The 14603-nt window shown below is 54.1% G+C and carries 20 protein-coding genes and 9 tRNA genes; 27 read left to right on the top strand and 2 right to left on the bottom strand.

Translation table 11 applies throughout. The features are described 5' to 3' along the window. Positions 1-3: 3 nt before the first annotated feature. The 15 genes from ffh (at position 4) to ACFSOY_RS15615 (ending at position 4797) form a co-directional block, all read left to right on the top strand. Positions 4-1356: a signal recognition particle protein gene (ffh, locus tag ACFSOY_RS15685; RefSeq protein WP_386048170.1), complete on the top strand. Its 1353-nt coding sequence runs from the start codon at positions 4-6 to the stop codon at positions 1354-1356. 89 nt (positions 1357-1445) lie between these two features. Further along, a complete protein-coding gene (gene rpsP / locus ACFSOY_RS15680) occupies positions 1446-1718 on the top strand; it encodes a 30S ribosomal protein S16 (protein WP_386048168.1) in 273 nt (90 codons plus the stop codon). Between the two features lie 25 nt (positions 1719-1743). Further along, positions 1744-1971, top strand: a complete 228-nt coding sequence (locus ACFSOY_RS15675; RefSeq protein ID WP_386048166.1) for a KH domain-containing protein — start codon at positions 1744-1746, stop codon at positions 1969-1971. A 77-nt stretch (positions 1972-2048) separates the two neighbouring features. Beyond that, positions 2049-2468 (top strand): YlqD family protein, encoded by a 420-nt coding sequence (locus ACFSOY_RS15670; protein ID WP_386048164.1) that lies wholly within the window; start codon positions 2049-2051, stop codon positions 2466-2468. Positions 2469-2482: 14 nt separating this feature from the next. Further along, a complete protein-coding gene (rimM, locus tag ACFSOY_RS15665; protein WP_386048370.1) occupies positions 2483-2992 on the top strand; it encodes a ribosome maturation factor RimM in 510 nt (169 codons plus the stop codon). Positions 2993-3010: 18 nt separating this feature from the next. After that, positions 3011-3751, top strand: coding sequence for a tRNA (guanosine(37)-N1)-methyltransferase TrmD (gene trmD / locus ACFSOY_RS15660; protein WP_386048162.1), 741 nt, complete (start codon positions 3011-3013; stop codon positions 3749-3751). A gap of 97 nt (positions 3752-3848) precedes the next feature. Next, a tRNA-Gln gene (locus tag ACFSOY_RS15655) sits at positions 3849-3923 on the top strand. A 4-nt stretch (positions 3924-3927) separates the two neighbouring features. Beyond that, positions 3928-4004, top strand: a tRNA-Leu gene (locus ACFSOY_RS15650). A gap of 18 nt (positions 4005-4022) precedes the next feature. Beyond that, positions 4023-4098, top strand: a tRNA-Ala gene (locus tag ACFSOY_RS15645). A gap of 4 nt (positions 4099-4102) precedes the next feature. Beyond that, positions 4103-4178 (top strand) — tRNA-Asn (locus ACFSOY_RS15640). Positions 4179-4182: 4 nt separating this feature from the next. After that, positions 4183-4258: transfer RNA gene (locus ACFSOY_RS15635), tRNA-Thr, on the top strand. Positions 4259-4263: 5 nt separating this feature from the next. After that, a tRNA-Glu gene (locus ACFSOY_RS15630) sits at positions 4264-4340 on the top strand. Positions 4341-4532: 192 nt separating this feature from the next. Further along, positions 4533-4607, top strand: a tRNA-Gly gene (locus ACFSOY_RS15625). Between the two features lie 7 nt (positions 4608-4614). Next, positions 4615-4689: transfer RNA gene (locus ACFSOY_RS15620), tRNA-Cys, on the top strand. Between the two features lie 22 nt (positions 4690-4711). Further along, a tRNA-Leu gene (locus ACFSOY_RS15615) sits at positions 4712-4797 on the top strand. 49 nt (positions 4798-4846) lie between these two features. On the opposite strand, the gene ACFSOY_RS15610 is transcribed toward ACFSOY_RS15615, so the two are convergent. Further along, positions 4847-5203 carry a L,D-transpeptidase gene (locus ACFSOY_RS15610; protein WP_386048160.1) on the bottom strand — a complete coding sequence of 119 codons (357 nt, stop codon included), beginning with the start codon at positions 5201-5203 and terminating at the stop codon, positions 4847-4849. A 126-nt stretch (positions 5204-5329) separates the two neighbouring features. Between ACFSOY_RS15610 and ACFSOY_RS15605 the strand changes: the two genes are divergently transcribed. The 10 genes from ACFSOY_RS15605 to ACFSOY_RS15560 all read left to right on the top strand — a co-directional run bounded on the left by ACFSOY_RS15605 (position 5330) and on the right by ACFSOY_RS15560 (position 13336). Then, entirely contained in the window at positions 5330-6145 is an 816-nt protein-coding gene (locus tag ACFSOY_RS15605; protein WP_386048158.1) for a deoxyribonuclease IV, read from the top strand. 134 nt (positions 6146-6279) lie between these two features. After that, complete coding sequence (locus ACFSOY_RS15600) at positions 6280-7404, top strand: C40 family peptidase (protein WP_386048156.1); 1125 nt, start codon at positions 6280-6282, stop codon at positions 7402-7404. Positions 7405-7542: 138 nt separating this feature from the next. Then, complete coding sequence (rplS, locus tag ACFSOY_RS15595; RefSeq protein WP_386048154.1) at positions 7543-7890, top strand: 50S ribosomal protein L19; 348 nt, start codon at positions 7543-7545, stop codon at positions 7888-7890. Positions 7891-7972: 82 nt separating this feature from the next. Then, complete coding sequence (lepB, locus tag ACFSOY_RS15590) at positions 7973-8551, top strand: signal peptidase I (RefSeq protein WP_386048152.1); 579 nt, start codon at positions 7973-7975, stop codon at positions 8549-8551. A 35-nt stretch (positions 8552-8586) separates the two neighbouring features. Next, entirely contained in the window at positions 8587-9489 is a 903-nt protein-coding gene (gene ylqF, locus ACFSOY_RS15585) for a ribosome biogenesis GTPase YlqF (RefSeq protein ID WP_386048150.1), read from the top strand. A 101-nt stretch (positions 9490-9590) separates the two neighbouring features. After that, positions 9591-10418, top strand: a complete 828-nt coding sequence (locus ACFSOY_RS15580) for a ribonuclease HII (RefSeq protein ID WP_386048148.1) — start codon at positions 9591-9593, stop codon at positions 10416-10418. 20 nt (positions 10419-10438) lie between these two features. Continuing rightward, a complete protein-coding gene (gene fliK / locus ACFSOY_RS15575; protein WP_386048146.1) occupies positions 10439-12373 on the top strand; it encodes a flagellar hook-length control protein FliK in 1935 nt (644 codons plus the stop codon). 29 nt (positions 12374-12402) lie between these two features. Further along, entirely contained in the window at positions 12403-12672 is a 270-nt protein-coding gene (locus tag ACFSOY_RS15570; protein ID WP_386048144.1) for an EscU/YscU/HrcU family type III secretion system export apparatus switch protein, read from the top strand. Positions 12673-12675: 3 nt separating this feature from the next. Next, complete coding sequence (locus ACFSOY_RS15565; protein ID WP_386048142.1) at positions 12676-13050, top strand: YraN family protein; 375 nt, start codon at positions 12676-12678, stop codon at positions 13048-13050. 58 nt (positions 13051-13108) lie between these two features. Beyond that, positions 13109-13336 (top strand): YneF family protein, encoded by a 228-nt coding sequence (locus tag ACFSOY_RS15560; protein WP_386048140.1) that lies wholly within the window; start codon positions 13109-13111, stop codon positions 13334-13336. Positions 13337-13382: 46 nt separating this feature from the next. Here ACFSOY_RS15560 and ACFSOY_RS15555 read toward each other — a convergent pair whose 3' ends face one another. Continuing rightward, on the bottom strand, positions 13383-13724 hold the full coding sequence (locus ACFSOY_RS15555; protein ID WP_386048139.1) for a hypothetical protein: 342 nt from the start codon (positions 13722-13724) through the stop codon (positions 13383-13385). 137 nt (positions 13725-13861) lie between these two features. Between ACFSOY_RS15555 and ACFSOY_RS15550 the strand changes: the two genes are divergently transcribed. Both ACFSOY_RS15550 and ACFSOY_RS15545 read left to right on the top strand, forming a co-directional pair. Further along, positions 13862-14062: a hypothetical protein gene (locus ACFSOY_RS15550; RefSeq protein ID WP_386048138.1), complete on the top strand. Its 201-nt coding sequence runs from the start codon at positions 13862-13864 to the stop codon at positions 14060-14062. A gap of 188 nt (positions 14063-14250) precedes the next feature. Next, the coding region (locus ACFSOY_RS15545; protein ID WP_386048136.1) for a hypothetical protein at positions 14251-14603 on the top strand (353 nt) is incomplete at its 3' end.

The raw sequence follows: 14603 nt of genomic DNA, 5'->3' as shown, positions 1-14603 counted from the left end.
GCAATGGTCTTCGAAGGATTAGCGAACCGATTGCAAGATACCTTCAACCGCCTGCGCGGAAAAGGGAAGCTGAGCGAATCGGACGTAAAAGAAGCCATGCGGGAAGTGCGACTGGCCCTGCTCGAAGCGGACGTCAACTTTAAGGTCGTCAAGGACTTTGTTGAGAAGGTGCGCGAGCGTGCAGTCGGACAGGAAGTCCTGCAAAGCCTGACTCCGGGACAACATGTCATCAAGATCGTCAACGAAGAATTGACAGCCCTGATGGGGGGCGAGCAAGCGAAGCTCGCCGTCACCAAGCCGCCCACCGTCGTGATGATGGTCGGTCTGCAAGGTGCGGGTAAAACCACTCATGCGGGCAAGTTGGCGCGACTTCTGCAAAAAGATCGGAAAAAGCCCCTGCTCGTCGCTTGTGACATCTACCGTCCGGCTGCGATCAAGCAGTTGCAAGTGCTCGGTCAACAGCTCGAAGTGGAGGTCTTCTCGCTCGGCGATCAGGTATCGCCGGTGGAGATCGCCAAACAGGCGCTGCACCATGCGAAGATACACGGTCATGACTACGTGCTGGTCGATACGGCAGGCCGTCTGCACATCGACGAAGGGCTGATGGAAGAGCTTCAGCAGGTGAAGGCGGAGGTCAACCCTGACGAGATTTTGCTCGTGGTGGATTCGATGACAGGACAAGATGCGGTCAACGTCGCAGAGAGCTTCCACAACCAGTTGGAAGTGACAGGCGCGATCCTGACCAAGCTCGACGGGGATACTCGCGGCGGTGCTGCGCTCTCCATTCGAGCGGTGACGGGGATCCCGATCAAGTTTGCCGGCATCGGCGAAAAGATCGACGCGATCGAGCCGTTCCATCCGGATCGGATGGCATCTCGCATCTTGGGGATGGGCGATGTGCTCACCCTGATCGAAAAAGCGCAGCAGAACATCGACAAGGACAAGGCGATGGAGATGGAGCGCAAACTGCGCAACGCAGACTTCACGCTCGACGATTTCCTCGATCAACTGCAACAGGTCAAACAGATCGGTCCTCTCGATCAACTGCTTGGAATGATGCCTGGCATGAACAAGCTCAAAGGCATGCAGAACGTGAATGTGGACGACAAGCAGATCGGTCGCGTGGAAGCGATCATTCGCTCGATGACACCGCTTGAGCGCATCGAGCCGAAGATGATCGACTCCTCACGGCGCAAGCGCATCGCGAAGGGCAGTGGAACGACCGTTCAGGAGATCAACCGGCTGCTCAAGCAGTTTGAGGAAATGCAGAAGATGATGAAACAGTTCTCCGGAATGGCCAAGAAGATGAAAAAAGGGAAAAAGGGCAAGGGATTCAAACTCCCGTTCATGCAATAATCCCAAGATACTTACTGACGGTAAATCTTTTCGTTCCATCGGAACGAGATTTATGATAAGATATGATTTTGTGATGGAGGTGAAATTCAATGGCAGTAAAGATTCGTCTGAAGCGTATGGGTCAAAAGAAAGCTCCGTTCTACCGCGTAGTCGTAGCTGATTCCCGTTCTCCGCGCGATGGTCGTTTCATCGAGGAGATCGGTACCTATAATCCGGTAACTCAACCGGCTCAGATCAACATCGACGAAGAGAAGGCGATCAAGTGGCTGAACGACGGTGCACAACCGTCCGACACCGTGAAGAACCTTTTCTCGAAAACGGGTATCCTCAAGAAAGTCCACGAAGCGAAATCTGGCAAGTAATCTCTCTTCCTAGGGAGGATTTGCTATGAAGCAATTGGTTGAAACGATCGCCAAAGCACTCGTGGATCGCCCGGAGGAAGTTCGGGTAGCAGAGATTGTGACCGAGAAGGCAATCGTGTTTGAATTATCGGTAGCCCCATCAGATATGGGGAAAATTATCGGCAAGCAAGGACGGGTTGCAAAGGCGCTCCGCACCGTCGTGTCGGCAGCCGCTTTGCAAGAGCAAAAACGTGTCACGATTGAAATTGTCTAACCGAAAGGCTAGGAGCCTCATGACTCCTAGCCTTTTTGTGGTATAATAGCTATAAATACGAAGGAGTGTGAATTAATGTGTTAAACTTACGAGTTCCGGTACAGATAAAAATAGTTCTTACAGAAGAAACGAAAGCGCAGATCACCGGCGAGATCAACCAGGCGATCCAAGGCGTTCAGCACGAGTTGGAGCAAATTGATTTCCAATCCCGCAAGGCGTTGCAAGATGCGGAAAAGAACGGCCCGCAGGCGGTCAATTCGGTGCAAGCTCGCATCAATCAAGAGGTCGGAATGCGCATGGAGCGCCGCGAGCAGATGATGCAACAGCTGGTGCAGATCCAACAAAGCCCGATCGGCTCTGAGATTCCGGGTGGACAGGTCGACACGAACGTTGAAGTGCGCGTCGGCGATGTTTGGGAAAATGTGATTCAAGGTACCGAGATCATCCTGAAAGATGGGATCGTCGTCGAAATTCGTCGTGAAGGTGATGAAGTTTGAGTCAAGGACAGAACATGATCCTCGTCGGACATCTGGTGAATACGCAAGGGGTGCGAGGAGAAGTTCGGGTACTCTCGCGTACCGATTTTGAAGACGTTCGCTTTAAAAAGGGATCGGAGCTCTACTTGGTACAACCGAATCAGCCCACACCGCGTCTGTTGACCATCGCTTCCGCTCGCAAGCACAAACAGTTTATCCTGTTGACGTTCGAAGGGCATCATTCGATCAACGATGTAGAAAGATACAAGGGCGGAGACCTGATGGTCTACGAAGAAGAGCTGATGGAACTACCTGACAATACATATTACATCTATCAACTGGTCGGCTGTGAGGTAGTGACAGATCAAGGGCAAGTGCTCGGGGTGCTCAAAGAGGTTATGCAGCCGGGGGCGAACGATGTTTATGTGGTCAAGCCTCCGAAGGGGAAAGACATTCTCCTGCCTGTGATCCCCGATTGCGTGCTCGATGTCGATGTGCGCAACAAAAAGATCATCGTGCACATCATGCCAGGTCTGCTCGACTAACGTGGAGGCGAATTTCGAGTGCGAATTGACATCGTGACCATCTTTCCCGAGATGTTCGAACCTGTGATCGGGGGGAGCATCGTCGGGCGGGCCAGAAATCAGAATGCGGTTGAAATCAACCTGATCGACTTCAGAGACCATTCGAACAACAAGCACAACACGGTGGACGACACTCCTTATGGCGGGGGTGGCGGCATGGTGTTGAAGCCGGAGCCGATCTTTTTGGCGGTGGAGTCTCTGCTGCAAGAGGGCAAGCGACCGCGCATCATTCTGACCTGTCCGCAGGGGGAAGTTTACAGCCAGAACAAAGCGCTAGAACTCGCGCAGGAAGACCACCTGATCGTGATCAGCGGCCATTATGAAGGGTATGATGAGCGGATTCGCGAGCACCTGATCACCGATGAAATCTCGATCGGCGACTATGTGCTGACCGGAGGGGAGTTGCCTGCGATGGTGATCGTCGATTCGATCGTCCGCCTGTTGCCAGGCGTGCTGGGCAACGAGACTTCTGCTGAGCTCGACTCGTTTCGCGAGCCGCTGCTCGAATACCCTCATTATACGCGCCCAGCCGATTTTCGCGGCTGGAAAGTCCCCGACATCCTCATGTCAGGCCATCATGCGAACATTGAATCGTGGCGCCGCAAAGAGTCGCTTAGGCGCACATTGCTTCGTCGGCCTGATCTTTTGGCACAGCATGAGCTGAGCCCACAGGATCAAAAGCTGCTCGCAGAGGTGAAGCGCGAGGAAGGCGCAGAATGACAACAACCCTGCTCTGTGCGGGCAGGGTGTTTTTTCTATTGACAGCGTTGATGCTGTGTGATATATTGAGTTTCGTTGCTGAAAGATTTCAGTGTGTTGGGGAGTCGCCAAGCGGTAAGGCAACGGACTTTGACTCCGTCATGCGAAGGTTCGATCCCTTCCTCCCCAGCCAACTTGCCGGAGTGATGGAATTGGCATACGTGCGCGACTCAAAATCGTGATTTTGTGGGTTCGAGTCCCACCTCCGGCACCATCTTCTTCTAATCACTTTGGGGGTATAGCTCAGTTGGTAGAGCACCTGCCTTGCAAGCAGGGGGTCAGCGGTTCGAATCCGCTTATCTCCACCAAGATTCCTCGATAGCTCAGTTGGTAGAGCGCCCGACTGTTAATCGGATGGTCACAGGTTCGAGTCCTGTTCGGGGAGCCAGTTTGCCTTCATAGCTCAGTAGGTAGAGCGCATCCATGGTAAGGATGAGGTCATCGGTTCGATTCCGGTTGAAGGCACCACGTTTGGCCCGTTGGAGAAGCGGCTTAACTCACCGCCCTTTCAAGGCGGCATTCACGGGTTCGAATCCCGTACGGGTCACCATTTTTGATCGAGTAAGGTAGTCCAACTAAGAACGCGACGTCCTGTCGCAACGTTGGACGCGGTGCAGTGCAAGAGGTGGTCCAACTAAGGGCGCGACGTCCTGTCGCAACGTTGGACGCGGTGCAGTGCAAAAGGTAGTCCAACTAAGGGCGCAACTTCCTGTCGCAACGTTGGACGCGGTACGTCCTGTACGCGGAAGTGGCTCAGGGGTAGAGCATCGCCTTGCCAAGGCGAGGGTCGCGGGTTCGAATCCCGTCTTCCGCTCCATTGTTCTGGTGGCATAGCCAAGTGGTAAGGCATAGGTCTGCAAAACCTTGATTCCCCGGTTCAAATCCGGGTGCCACCTCCAACTTTTTTTTCTCTTTCCACATGCGAGTGTGGTGGAATGGCAGACACAACAGACTTAAAATCTGTCGGGGGCAACCCCGTGCCGGTTCGAGTCCGGCTACTCGCACCATACATTTTTGTCGATGGAAACCTCTCTTGCTGAGAGGTTTTTTTATTTTCTAGGGCGTGATCTTTACCGCAGTCCCGACCGATACTCGCTTTGCTAAGTCCTCCACATCCTTGTTGTACATCCGAATACAGCCTTTGGACACGTAGTGACCGATTGAGGAGGGCCGGTTGGTGCCGTGAATCCCATATCCTTTTTTGGACAACCCCATCCAGTAGGTTCCGTAGACGGTGAGCGGGCCTCCTGGCCGACGCCCAGGGTTGGGCACTTTGCTCACGATCGTAAAGTTGCCGCTCGGAGTCTGGGTCGCTTTTTTTCCCACGCCGATCGGATAGCTTTTGATCACTTTCCCGTCTGACTGTAGGTAGAGCCTGCGCTTCTGCAGCGAGATCCTGATCGAGACTGCCATCGCCATCTCCCCCATTTCACCGTTTGCTACTTCAAGGGTATGCAAGTTTGCCTACGCGAGGAACCTGTGCTACACTTCCTACTGTAAATACCCATGATTTGGTGGGGAAGAGAGGACGGATTTCGAATGAGACTTGGCGCAAACGTATCGATTGCGAAAACAGGCCTGCTCAAGGCGGTCGACGAGTCGATCAGCTATGAAGCGGACACCTATATGATCTACACTCGCTCCAACCGCGGGGGCAAGGCAAGACCGATCGAAGACTTCAACCGTGAACGGGCATATGAGCTGATGAAAGAACACAACTTGGCCGATCCGGTCGTCCACGCTCCCTATCTGATCAACCTCGCCTCCAACAAGGAGGATACGTGGAACTATGGGATCGAACTGCTGCGAGAGGACATCAAGCGCACCGAATATCTCGGCATTCGCTACATCGTCTTCCATCCGGGCGCGCATACGGGCGCAGGCGTCGAATATGGCATCAAGCGGATCGCCGAGGGCTTGAATGAGATCTTGACGGGCGATGAGCAGCTCACCGTCTGCCTCGAAGGCATGGCGGGCGATGGTTCGAAGCTCGGGGTCAATTTTGAAGAGTTGGCGGAGATCATCTCGCTTGTCAAACACAAGGACAAGCTCGGCGTCTGCTTGGACACGTGCCACCTCTACTCGTCCGGCTATGACATCGTGGGTGACTTTGATGGCGTCATGCAAAAGTTTGGCGACACTGTCGGTTTTGATCGACTCAAAGTCTGGCATATCAACGATAGCAAAACACCTTTTAACTCGCGCAAAGACCGCCATGAAAACATCGGCTTAGGCTCGATCGGTGGGGAGGCGCTCAAGCGCATCGTGCATCATGAGCTGGCAAAAGGTAAGCCATGTATCTTGGAAACGCCGGAAGGAAAGTACAAAGAAGAGATCGCTTTTTTGCGCAGCTGATCGGACGGCTGCAGACAAAGACCTGCCTTGTGCAGGTCTTTGCCTTTTCTTCCACCTATTGCTTCGATTTGAGTGTTCGTGCCCGCCAAACAATATCTGCATGGGGTCGAATCTTAGATTGAGGTGAGGAGAAGATGACGATTCGTTCGAAGAAGAGACTCAGTCTGATGCTCGCAGCCGCTTTTGCTCTGATGCCATTGCCGGCGTTGATGGACGCGCAAGCTACTTCCGCCCGTGGGGGCGCGGAGGTTCAAACGGTGCCCACCAGCACGTTTACCGGGGTCGAACGCGCAGGTGTTGCGATCAACGGCGTGATGAAAGCGGCGATCGATCCGATCATCGTCAACCATGCGTACTATGTTCCGTTTCCAGATATGGCCCATATTTTGGGCTACAAGGATGTTGCTTACAGCTATCGCAGCAAAACGCATGTGGCGACAGATGGATCGGTGACAGTCAAAGTCTCCGTCGGCAACACATCTGCTCAAAAGGGCGATGAGCGCGTGAACATCGATCCGCCGATCCACCTGAAAGGGAAGACCTACATCTCGCTGGGTTCGGCGAGCGCCGTCTTCAACACGTATACGTGGTTTAAGGCGGAGAACGGTTCGATCCAAGTGCAGCTTCCCGCTCGTCAATACAAGGTGCAAAAGGGCGATACGCTGTGGGAGATCGCGCAGGCGCATCACACGACGATCGGCGCGATGCGCGTGGCAAACAACATGAAGAGCGATGCGGTCACTCCCGGTCAGATGTTGCGCGTGCCGCCAGAGTATCAGACTCGCGAGATGGAGCCTGCTCGCCAATCGTCGCCCGCCAAAGAAAATAATGCGGCGGCAACTCCGGTGCAATCATCATCCACCGCAGCAAAGGCGCAGGCGATCATCGCCACCGGCAAAAAGTATATGGGCGTGCCGTACAAGTTTGGCGCGAAATCTTCAGAAGCCCCTCGCCGGATGGACTGCTCCTCGTTCACGCAGTATGTGTTCAAACAGCACGGCGTCACGCTCCCGCGCGACTCTCGCCAGCAGTCGAGCGTCGGCACTCGCGTGGCAAAATCGCAGCTGGTCGCGGGCGATCTCGTGTTCTTCAAGTATCCGGAGCGATACTCGGACGGTCGCGTGGGACATGTCGGGATCTACATGGGGAATGGGCAGATGCTTCACACCGTGCCGAAGTCGGGCGTGACGATCACCAACATGTCGAAATCGGGGTATTGGACCCGCAACTACCTGTTTGCTCGTCGCGTCTTGCGCTGAATGATCGGTCGATCAAGGTAAATCGCTTGTCATCCTCCTCGATTTTGTGCTATACTTTCATTTGTTATCAAGGCGGTCCTCTTTCTGGTGCTCACAGATAGCCCATGTTATGAACGCCTGTAGGGAGGAGGTCTACACATGAACCAAAATTTGCTTGCAGCAATTACTGCTGAACAGATCCGCCAGGACATTCCTCAGTTCAAAGCGGGGGACACCGTGCGTGTTCACGTTAAGGTAAAAGAGGGTAACCGCGAGCGTATCCAGGTCTTCGAAGGCGTTGTGATCAAACGTCGCGGCGGCGGTATCAGCGCAACGTACACCGTTCGTAAGATTTCTTACGGCGTAGGCGTTGAGCGTACGTTCCCGCTTCACACTCCGAAGGTCGACAAGATCGAGGTGACCCGTCGTGGTCGCGTGCGTCGTGCGAAGCTGTACTACCTGCGCAACCTCACCGGTAAAGCAGCTCGTATCAAAGAAATCCGCTAACAAAGTACGGGGACTTGTTGAATTGACAAGTCCCTTCTTTGTCTTTCATATCGTATATGACGTCAGGCTGGGAGGCACAGTAATGAGTGAAGGAAACTCTCAAAACGAAGCAATCCAAGACACTGCGGGTGAAGAGAAAAAGAAAAAGAGTTTTGGACGGGAAGCGTGGGAATGGGGAAGATCGCTGCTGATCGCGTTTCTGCTCGCGCTGCTCATTCGTCAATTTGCCTTTGCGATCTTCATGGTGGACGGGCACTCGATGGTGCCCACACTGGATGACAAAGAGCGTCTGGTCGTCAACAAGATGGTCTATCGTTTCCATGCACCCGAGTATAACGACATCGTGGTGTTTCAATATCCGGAAGACACGACGAAAGATTTTATCAAGCGCGTGATCGGCCTGCCGGGCGACAAGATCGAAATTCGCGACTACAAAGTATTTCGCAACGGGGAAGAGCTGAACGAAGAGTATATCGCCGAGCCGACCGCGACCGGCGGTGGAGAGTTTGTCGTGCCGGAGGATACGATCTTCGTCCTCGGTGACAATCGCAACGCTTCGAAGGACAGCCGAGACTCGTTGGTTGGCTATGTCCCGTATGACTTGGTGATCGGCCGAGCCGAATTTGTCTGGTGGCCGTTCGGGCAGTTCCGCGGCATCTAGGAATCAGAGCTGAGCGTAAAGGGGCTAACGGAAAGATGACGATTCAATGGTTCCCCGGCCATATGGCAAAAGCGCGTCGGGAAGTAACCGAGAAATTAAAATTGGTCGATATTGTGATGGAGCTCGTCGATGCGAGGCTCCCGCTTTCGAGCCGCAACCCGATGATGAACGAGATCGTCCAGAACAAGCCGCGTCTGGTGTTGTTAAACAAAGCGGACTTGGCTGATCCTCGCGTCACCGACCAATGGATGAGCTATTTTCAAAAACAGGGATTGGCATGCGTGTCGATCAATGCGTTAAAAGGGGAAGGTCTGCCCAAGGCGGCAACCGAAGCGAAGCGGTTGTTTGCGCCGAAGGTAGAGGCGATGAAGAAAAAGGGCATTCGCCCGCGAGCGGCACGCGCGATGATCCTTGGCATCCCGAACGTCGGGAAGTCCTCCCTGATCAACCGGATGGCGAAAAAGTCGATCGCCAAGACGGGGGATCGACCGGGCGTTACGCAGGCGCAGCAGTGGATCAAAGTCGGCAAGGATTTTGAACTGCTCGATACGCCGGGCATTCTCTGGCCGAAGTTTGAAGACCCGGAAGTCGGGCTTCGCTTGGCGGCGACAGGGGCGATCAAGGAGGAGATCATCGACACCGAGCCGGTGGCGATCTTTATCGTTCAGGTGATGACCTCGCGCTACCGAAACGTTTTGGAAGAGCGATTTAGCATCTCCGATCTGCCGACCGACCCGCGAGAAGCGCTGGAGGCGATCGGTCGAAAGCGTGGATTTTTGCGGGCAGGCAACGTGGTCGATCTGGAAGCGACGTGGAAATTGATGATCCGTGAGTTTCGTGGCGGTCAGTTTGGCCGCATCTCCTTGGAAAGCCCGAGCGATTTTGAAGTCGAAGGGTCTGAGGAAGCGTCAGTTGAGCAAGACCAACAAGAATCTTAACTTCTACCACCGTGGCGACACGGTGGTTTTTCGTTTCGGGACAGGATTTACAGGGCGAGTGGCGAAAGGGTTAGTACGAAGAAAGGGGTTCCTCAAGAGACATGGTGCGCACAATCGATTTTGCCACGCTGACCGTCGGAGAGATCAGAAGTTGGCTAAAGCAGGCTGAACCGGATCAAAAGCAGACAAAACTGCTACTGTCAGATGCGCGAATTGGCGTTCGCAAGCTGATCGAAGCCAAGCTGCGCGAGCGGATGAAGTCGGAAGCGACTGCTGCCTGGCAAGAGCAGATGTGGCAACATGAACGGGTGGCGCGAGCAGAGGGCTTTCGTCTGATCGCAGGCGTTGATGAGGCGGGCCGTGGGCCGCTCGCAGGTCCGGTTGTCGCAGCTGCTGTCATCCTGCCAGAAGGGATTGAGCTACCAGGCCTCAATGACTCCAAGCAGGTGGCGGAGGAGCACCGTGGACGGCTGTTCGATCTGATCAAAGAAGCGGCGGTCGCGTATGGCATCGGAGTGGTCGATGTGCCATATATCGACCGCTATAACATCTTGCAAGGAACTTTTGAAGCGGCGAGACAAGCGATCGAACGGATGAACGAAGCGTTTGCCATCCAACCCGATTTCCTGTTGACCGACTATTTAAAAATACCCGAATGCAAACAGCCCTATCAGGCGATCGTCAAAGGGGATGCTAATTCGTTTTCGATTGCAGCAGCCTCGATCTTGGCGAAGGTGACGCGCGATCGTCTGATGGAAGAATATGCGAACGAATATCCGCAATACGGCTTTGATCGACATAAAGGTTATGCATCACCAGAGCATATGGAAGCGTTGCAGGCACATGGGCCTTGCCCGATCCATCGCGCTTCCTTTGCGCCGGTGCAAAAACTGCTGCAAGGGTCGCTGTTCGATTTTGTAGACCAGTAAAGGAAGTGGGAGGGAGAGACATGCGAATCAATGCAGGGCAAGTGAGCCAACTCGTCCTTTCGACACTGCAAGGTGCGAAAGATTTGGAGGGCAAGCTGGAGCTCAAGGTAGGCAGTGTGGTGCGGGCCACCCTGTTGGAGCAAGCGGGGAAAGACGAAGTTTGGCTCCAGATCGGCGGGAAGAACCTGAAGGCTCGTCTCGATGCCAACCTCAAGCCTGGCGATCAGGTCGATCTGCTGGTGACGGGTGAACAGAAGCAAGGGGCAATGGAGCTCAAGGTGGTCGGTCAGCCGATCCGCGGCGGTGAAGGCGGAAAACAGCTGGATATCGCAGGTCTTGTCCGCGCGCTCGGCTTGCCGGAAACGGAAGAGACGAGGGCGTTGGTACAGGAGTTTGCAGCAAGAGGTATTCCGCTCAAGCAGGAGACGATCCGCGCCGCGCTTGCCGTCTTGCGTGGGGTGGCGCAAGTGACGCCATCTCATATCGCCACGCTGGGCAAGATGGCCGAGCTCGGGATTCAGATCTTGCCGAGCACCTTCGAAGCGATGCACGCGCTGGAGACAGGACCCAAACTGCACGAGTTGCTCACCAAGATTCAAACAGCGCTGCAGAACCTATTTCCTCCTGGCAGCTCCGACTTGGGCAGCGAGGGGAAGGTTCCGACTTCCACGGCAACGGTTCAACAGGGAATCGCTTCAGAGGCGGAAGCAAGCGCTCCGAAAAGTGTTAGCACGCCAACACAAGCAACGACAAGCCAAGCGGCTGGGGCGAACGCATCGACGCAGGGCACTGCTGCTGCTCAAGCGGGAGTGACGACACCGACACAAGGAGCGGCGAACACTCAGAAGGGTGCGACGACTCCAGCGCAAGGAGCGCTCAACACTCAAGCGGAAGCGACCTCCACGCCACTGCCAGATCGAGCGGCTACCGTCGGTGTGGCACAGAAGCAGCAAGACGCTCCGACCACGCGAGCTGGGGAGTCGAGCGGAACGCCGATTGCGAGTCGCACTACTGCTGCAAGCAGCGAGTCTGTACAGAGTGCGAGCGGCCCGACTCCACCGGCAAGCAATCTTTTGACTGCGCGAGTGGCAGTAGCTCTTACTCAACAGGATGCAGTTCATTTCCCGGAAAATATTCCGCCTACGCCATCCTCAACGCCGCTTGGCAATCAACAGCTGACCGCATCGACGCGCACTCATTTGGAGCAGCTGTTGCAAGTGGTCAATCAACTGTTGCACAGTGCGGACGATGCGGCACCAGCAGCTCATCATCTGGCGGAGAAAGCGAAGAGCCTCGGGTTGAATTTTGAAGAGCAATTGGCCCACGCGATGCGGAAACTTCCGGCCGATAGCGATCCGGTACAGATCGGCAACGCCTTGCAACAAGCGCTCAAATCTGCAGGCGAACAGGGGTCGTTGAAACATGCGTTGCTGCTCACACAAGCGATGGCGAAAGAGCTTGAGACGATCGGACTGGGCTCGCTCCAACAGGATGTGAGCAGTTTGTTGAAAAATGTGACCGGTCAGCAGTTGATGCAGACGGCAGCGGGTGACCGCGCCGACCTGTTCTTTCAATATGCTGCCGTCCCGATTCGCTTTGGGAGACAAGAACAGACGGTCGAACTGCACGTCATGTCCAGAAAAGGCCCGGGTCAGAAGGCGATCGATCCGGCCAACTGCTATGTATTGTTTCATTTGGAGATGCCCAATCTTGGTGACTTAGACATTCATCTGCACATCGTGGATAAGATCGTTGGCGTTCGTTTTCTTGCTGAAAATGAGGCGAAGGTCGCGCTTACCGCGTCCGATCAGCGCGACCTTCGCGATGCTTTGCAAAAGGTTGGCTTTCATCTCGGGGTGTTAAAGGTGGAGGACAAGAAGCCACCACAGCCGGGGGAACATCAGCCGTTGCTTCCCCCGATTTTGACCCAGCGTCAATTCGATCTGAAGATCTAACGGCATATCATAGAGAGGAGCGAGCCTAGATGAACGAAACACCAACGAAGAAAGCGGTCGCCATTCACTATGATCAGAATAAAGATGTGGCGCCGCGCATCGTTGCCAGCGGGAGGGGCGCGATCGCCGAGCAGATCTTGGCGGTGGCTTCTGAACACGACGTGCCGATGCACGAAGACCGCGCGCTCGTCGAAACGCTCCTCGCCTTTGAGATCGGAAAGGAGATACCTCCCGATCTCTATCTGGTGGTCGCAGAAGTGCTCGCATTTGTTCAACGCCTCGACAAAAGGGAGCGTTGAACTGTGTACAAGCATCGCTCACGAAAACAGATCGGAGCCCGCGGTGAACAGATCGCCTGCGATTGGCTCGTTCAACAAGGATATCGCCTTCTCGCACGCAATTGGCGCTGTCGAGAGGGCGAACTTGATATTATCGCCCAAGAAGGTGATACGCTCCTTTTCCTCGAAGTCCGCACACGCACCACTTCCAACCGCTTTGGTACAGCTGAAGAATCGATCGACTGGCGTAAACAGCGCCAGGTCCGTCAGCTCGCTACTCGCTTTCTTTCCACCACACCCCAAGCTTTCTACCGTTTCCGTTTCGACGTGATCGTCATCTATCTCGATCGAAGCACCGATGAGGTGCAGCAGCTTCGGCATATACGAAACGCTTTTTAAAACTTGATGATCTATGGTATCATGATTGAGAAGGAAAGATGTAGGAGGATACATACGCATGGTGACCACACTAATCGCAATTGGTACATTATTGGTAGGATTGATTCTCGGCGCTCTTGGCGGCGTGTACTACCTGAAGAAAAAGATGCAGAACATGCAAATGTCTGACAAAGAGGTTCAAGCGATGGCTCGCTCGATGGGCATGAACCTCAATCAAAAGCAACTCGCACAAGTAACCAAGCGGATGCAGTCTGCGAACAACGCGAAGCCGAAAAAGAAAAAATAAAGTGCAAAAAGAGAGGGCAGCGAAAGCAGACCCTCTCTTTTTTGATCTACCAGAATAGCAGGCTGGAAAGCGCGAGGATTGTCAAAAACGGGACGAAAAATGCTGCCGGGTTGCGGAAGCCATAGCCATAGCCATAGCCCCCATAGCCGTAGCCGCCAAAACCTCGATAGCCTCCGTAGAAAATATGCTCAGCTTGCAGTTCTGGAGCGGTCAAGTCAAGCGTACCAAATTGATTTTCCTTCACACCGGAGGCCATGCCGACCGGACGCAGATACAAACCGTTGCGTGTGATGCGATCCACAACGCCTCGATGGTAGGTATCACGAGTTTGAACCTGTACCATCTGGCCGACGTACTGCTTGCAATTGCCTGCGTGATAACGGCACATAGGTGTACCTCCTTTCAAGTTTGCTCTTTAGCAGTCTATGTGATGAGCGCGTACAGGCACACGGCAGGAGTGGAGATGGAAGGAAAGATAGACGGTCGTCTTCTCGCATACAATTGTAGGGAGAAGGAGGCGAGCATATGAAGATGGGGTCTCCCCTGTGGAAAGTTCGCTATTCAACCCGCCGTCATCCCTGGCTGATCTTGCTTCCCGTTTTGCTTCTGATCGTGCTCTTCTTCGGCAGTTGCGCCTTGTTCGGAGGGGGGCGCGACAGCCAGCAGCCGGTCGGCAACAACGCTACTCCACCTTTGTTGGAACAACGATCGTTGTGGGCAACCTGATCTTCCGAGGGGGATCAGGTTGCTTTTACGTTTGCTAGCGACGAGCGAGCCGGAGAGAAGCGACACGTTGGAACGCCTTTTTCAACTGTTCGAAAAAGTGTGCTGAGTTTGCGGGACGATTGATCGCTGGTGGCCAAGCTTTTTGGTATACTGGGGAGGAACAATCAACAGATCAGGAGAGAAGAATGATGAGATTTGATGGGGAACGCAACTGGATGTTTATTGCGATCGCAGCCGTATCGCCGTACATCTGGATCAACAATGCCATTCAAAAAACAGATCCGACCACCGTATCGATCGCAGCAGGGTTGAGCGTGCTGGCGGTGATGTTGCTCGTATTTTTGTTGCGCAAACAGTACATTGAGATCGATCACAACCAGATCAAATTGCAAAGCATGTTTAAACGACGTGCATTTAGCCCGGAAGAATTTCAAAAGATCGTGATCGAAGATCAGTTGATCACCGCTTATGATCGCAAAGGCAAACCACAGCATTTGATGATTCCCTTAAAAAAGGGAGAGCTGCCGAAGCTGAAAGATGC

Origin of the sequence: Tumebacillus lipolyticus, from assembly GCF_042682745.1 — a bacterium.
GTDB classification, from domain to species: Bacteria; Bacillota; Bacilli; order Tumebacillales; family Tumebacillaceae; genus Tumebacillus_A; species Tumebacillus_A lipolyticus.
This window is presented reverse-complemented; position numbering and strand designations above follow the sequence as displayed.

Coding starts and splice junctions, on each gene's coding strand:
- ffh (WP_386048170.1), top strand. CDS start 4: ATGGTCTTCGAAGGATTAGCGAACCGATTGCAAGATACCTTCAACCGC.
- rpsP (WP_386048168.1), top strand. CDS start 1,446: ATGGCAGTAAAGATTCGTCTGAAGCGTATGGGTCAAAAGAAAGCTCCG.
- ACFSOY_RS15675 (WP_386048166.1), top strand. CDS start 1,744: ATGAAGCAATTGGTTGAAACGATCGCCAAAGCACTCGTGGATCGCCCG.
- rimM (WP_386048370.1), top strand. CDS start 2,483: ATGATCCTCGTCGGACATCTGGTGAATACGCAAGGGGTGCGAGGAGAA.
- ACFSOY_RS15610 (WP_386048160.1), bottom strand. CDS start 5,203: ATGGCAGTCTCGATCAGGATCTCGCTGCAGAAGCGCAGGCTCTACCTA.
- ACFSOY_RS15605 (WP_386048158.1), top strand. CDS start 5,330: ATGAGACTTGGCGCAAACGTATCGATTGCGAAAACAGGCCTGCTCAAG.
- ACFSOY_RS15600 (WP_386048156.1), top strand. CDS start 6,280: ATGACGATTCGTTCGAAGAAGAGACTCAGTCTGATGCTCGCAGCCGCT.
- rplS (WP_386048154.1), top strand. CDS start 7,543: ATGAACCAAAATTTGCTTGCAGCAATTACTGCTGAACAGATCCGCCAG.
- lepB (WP_386048152.1), top strand. CDS start 7,973: ATGAGTGAAGGAAACTCTCAAAACGAAGCAATCCAAGACACTGCGGGT.
- ylqF (WP_386048150.1), top strand. CDS start 8,587: ATGACGATTCAATGGTTCCCCGGCCATATGGCAAAAGCGCGTCGGGAA.
- ACFSOY_RS15580 (WP_386048148.1), top strand. CDS start 9,591: ATGGTGCGCACAATCGATTTTGCCACGCTGACCGTCGGAGAGATCAGA.
- fliK (WP_386048146.1), top strand. CDS start 10,439: ATGCGAATCAATGCAGGGCAAGTGAGCCAACTCGTCCTTTCGACACTG.
- ACFSOY_RS15570 (WP_386048144.1), top strand. CDS start 12,403: ATGAACGAAACACCAACGAAGAAAGCGGTCGCCATTCACTATGATCAG.
- ACFSOY_RS15560 (WP_386048140.1), top strand. CDS start 13,109: ATGGTGACCACACTAATCGCAATTGGTACATTATTGGTAGGATTGATT.
- ACFSOY_RS15555 (WP_386048139.1), bottom strand. CDS start 13,724: ATGTGCCGTTATCACGCAGGCAATTGCAAGCAGTACGTCGGCCAGATG.
- ACFSOY_RS15550 (WP_386048138.1), top strand. CDS start 13,862: ATGAAGATGGGGTCTCCCCTGTGGAAAGTTCGCTATTCAACCCGCCGT.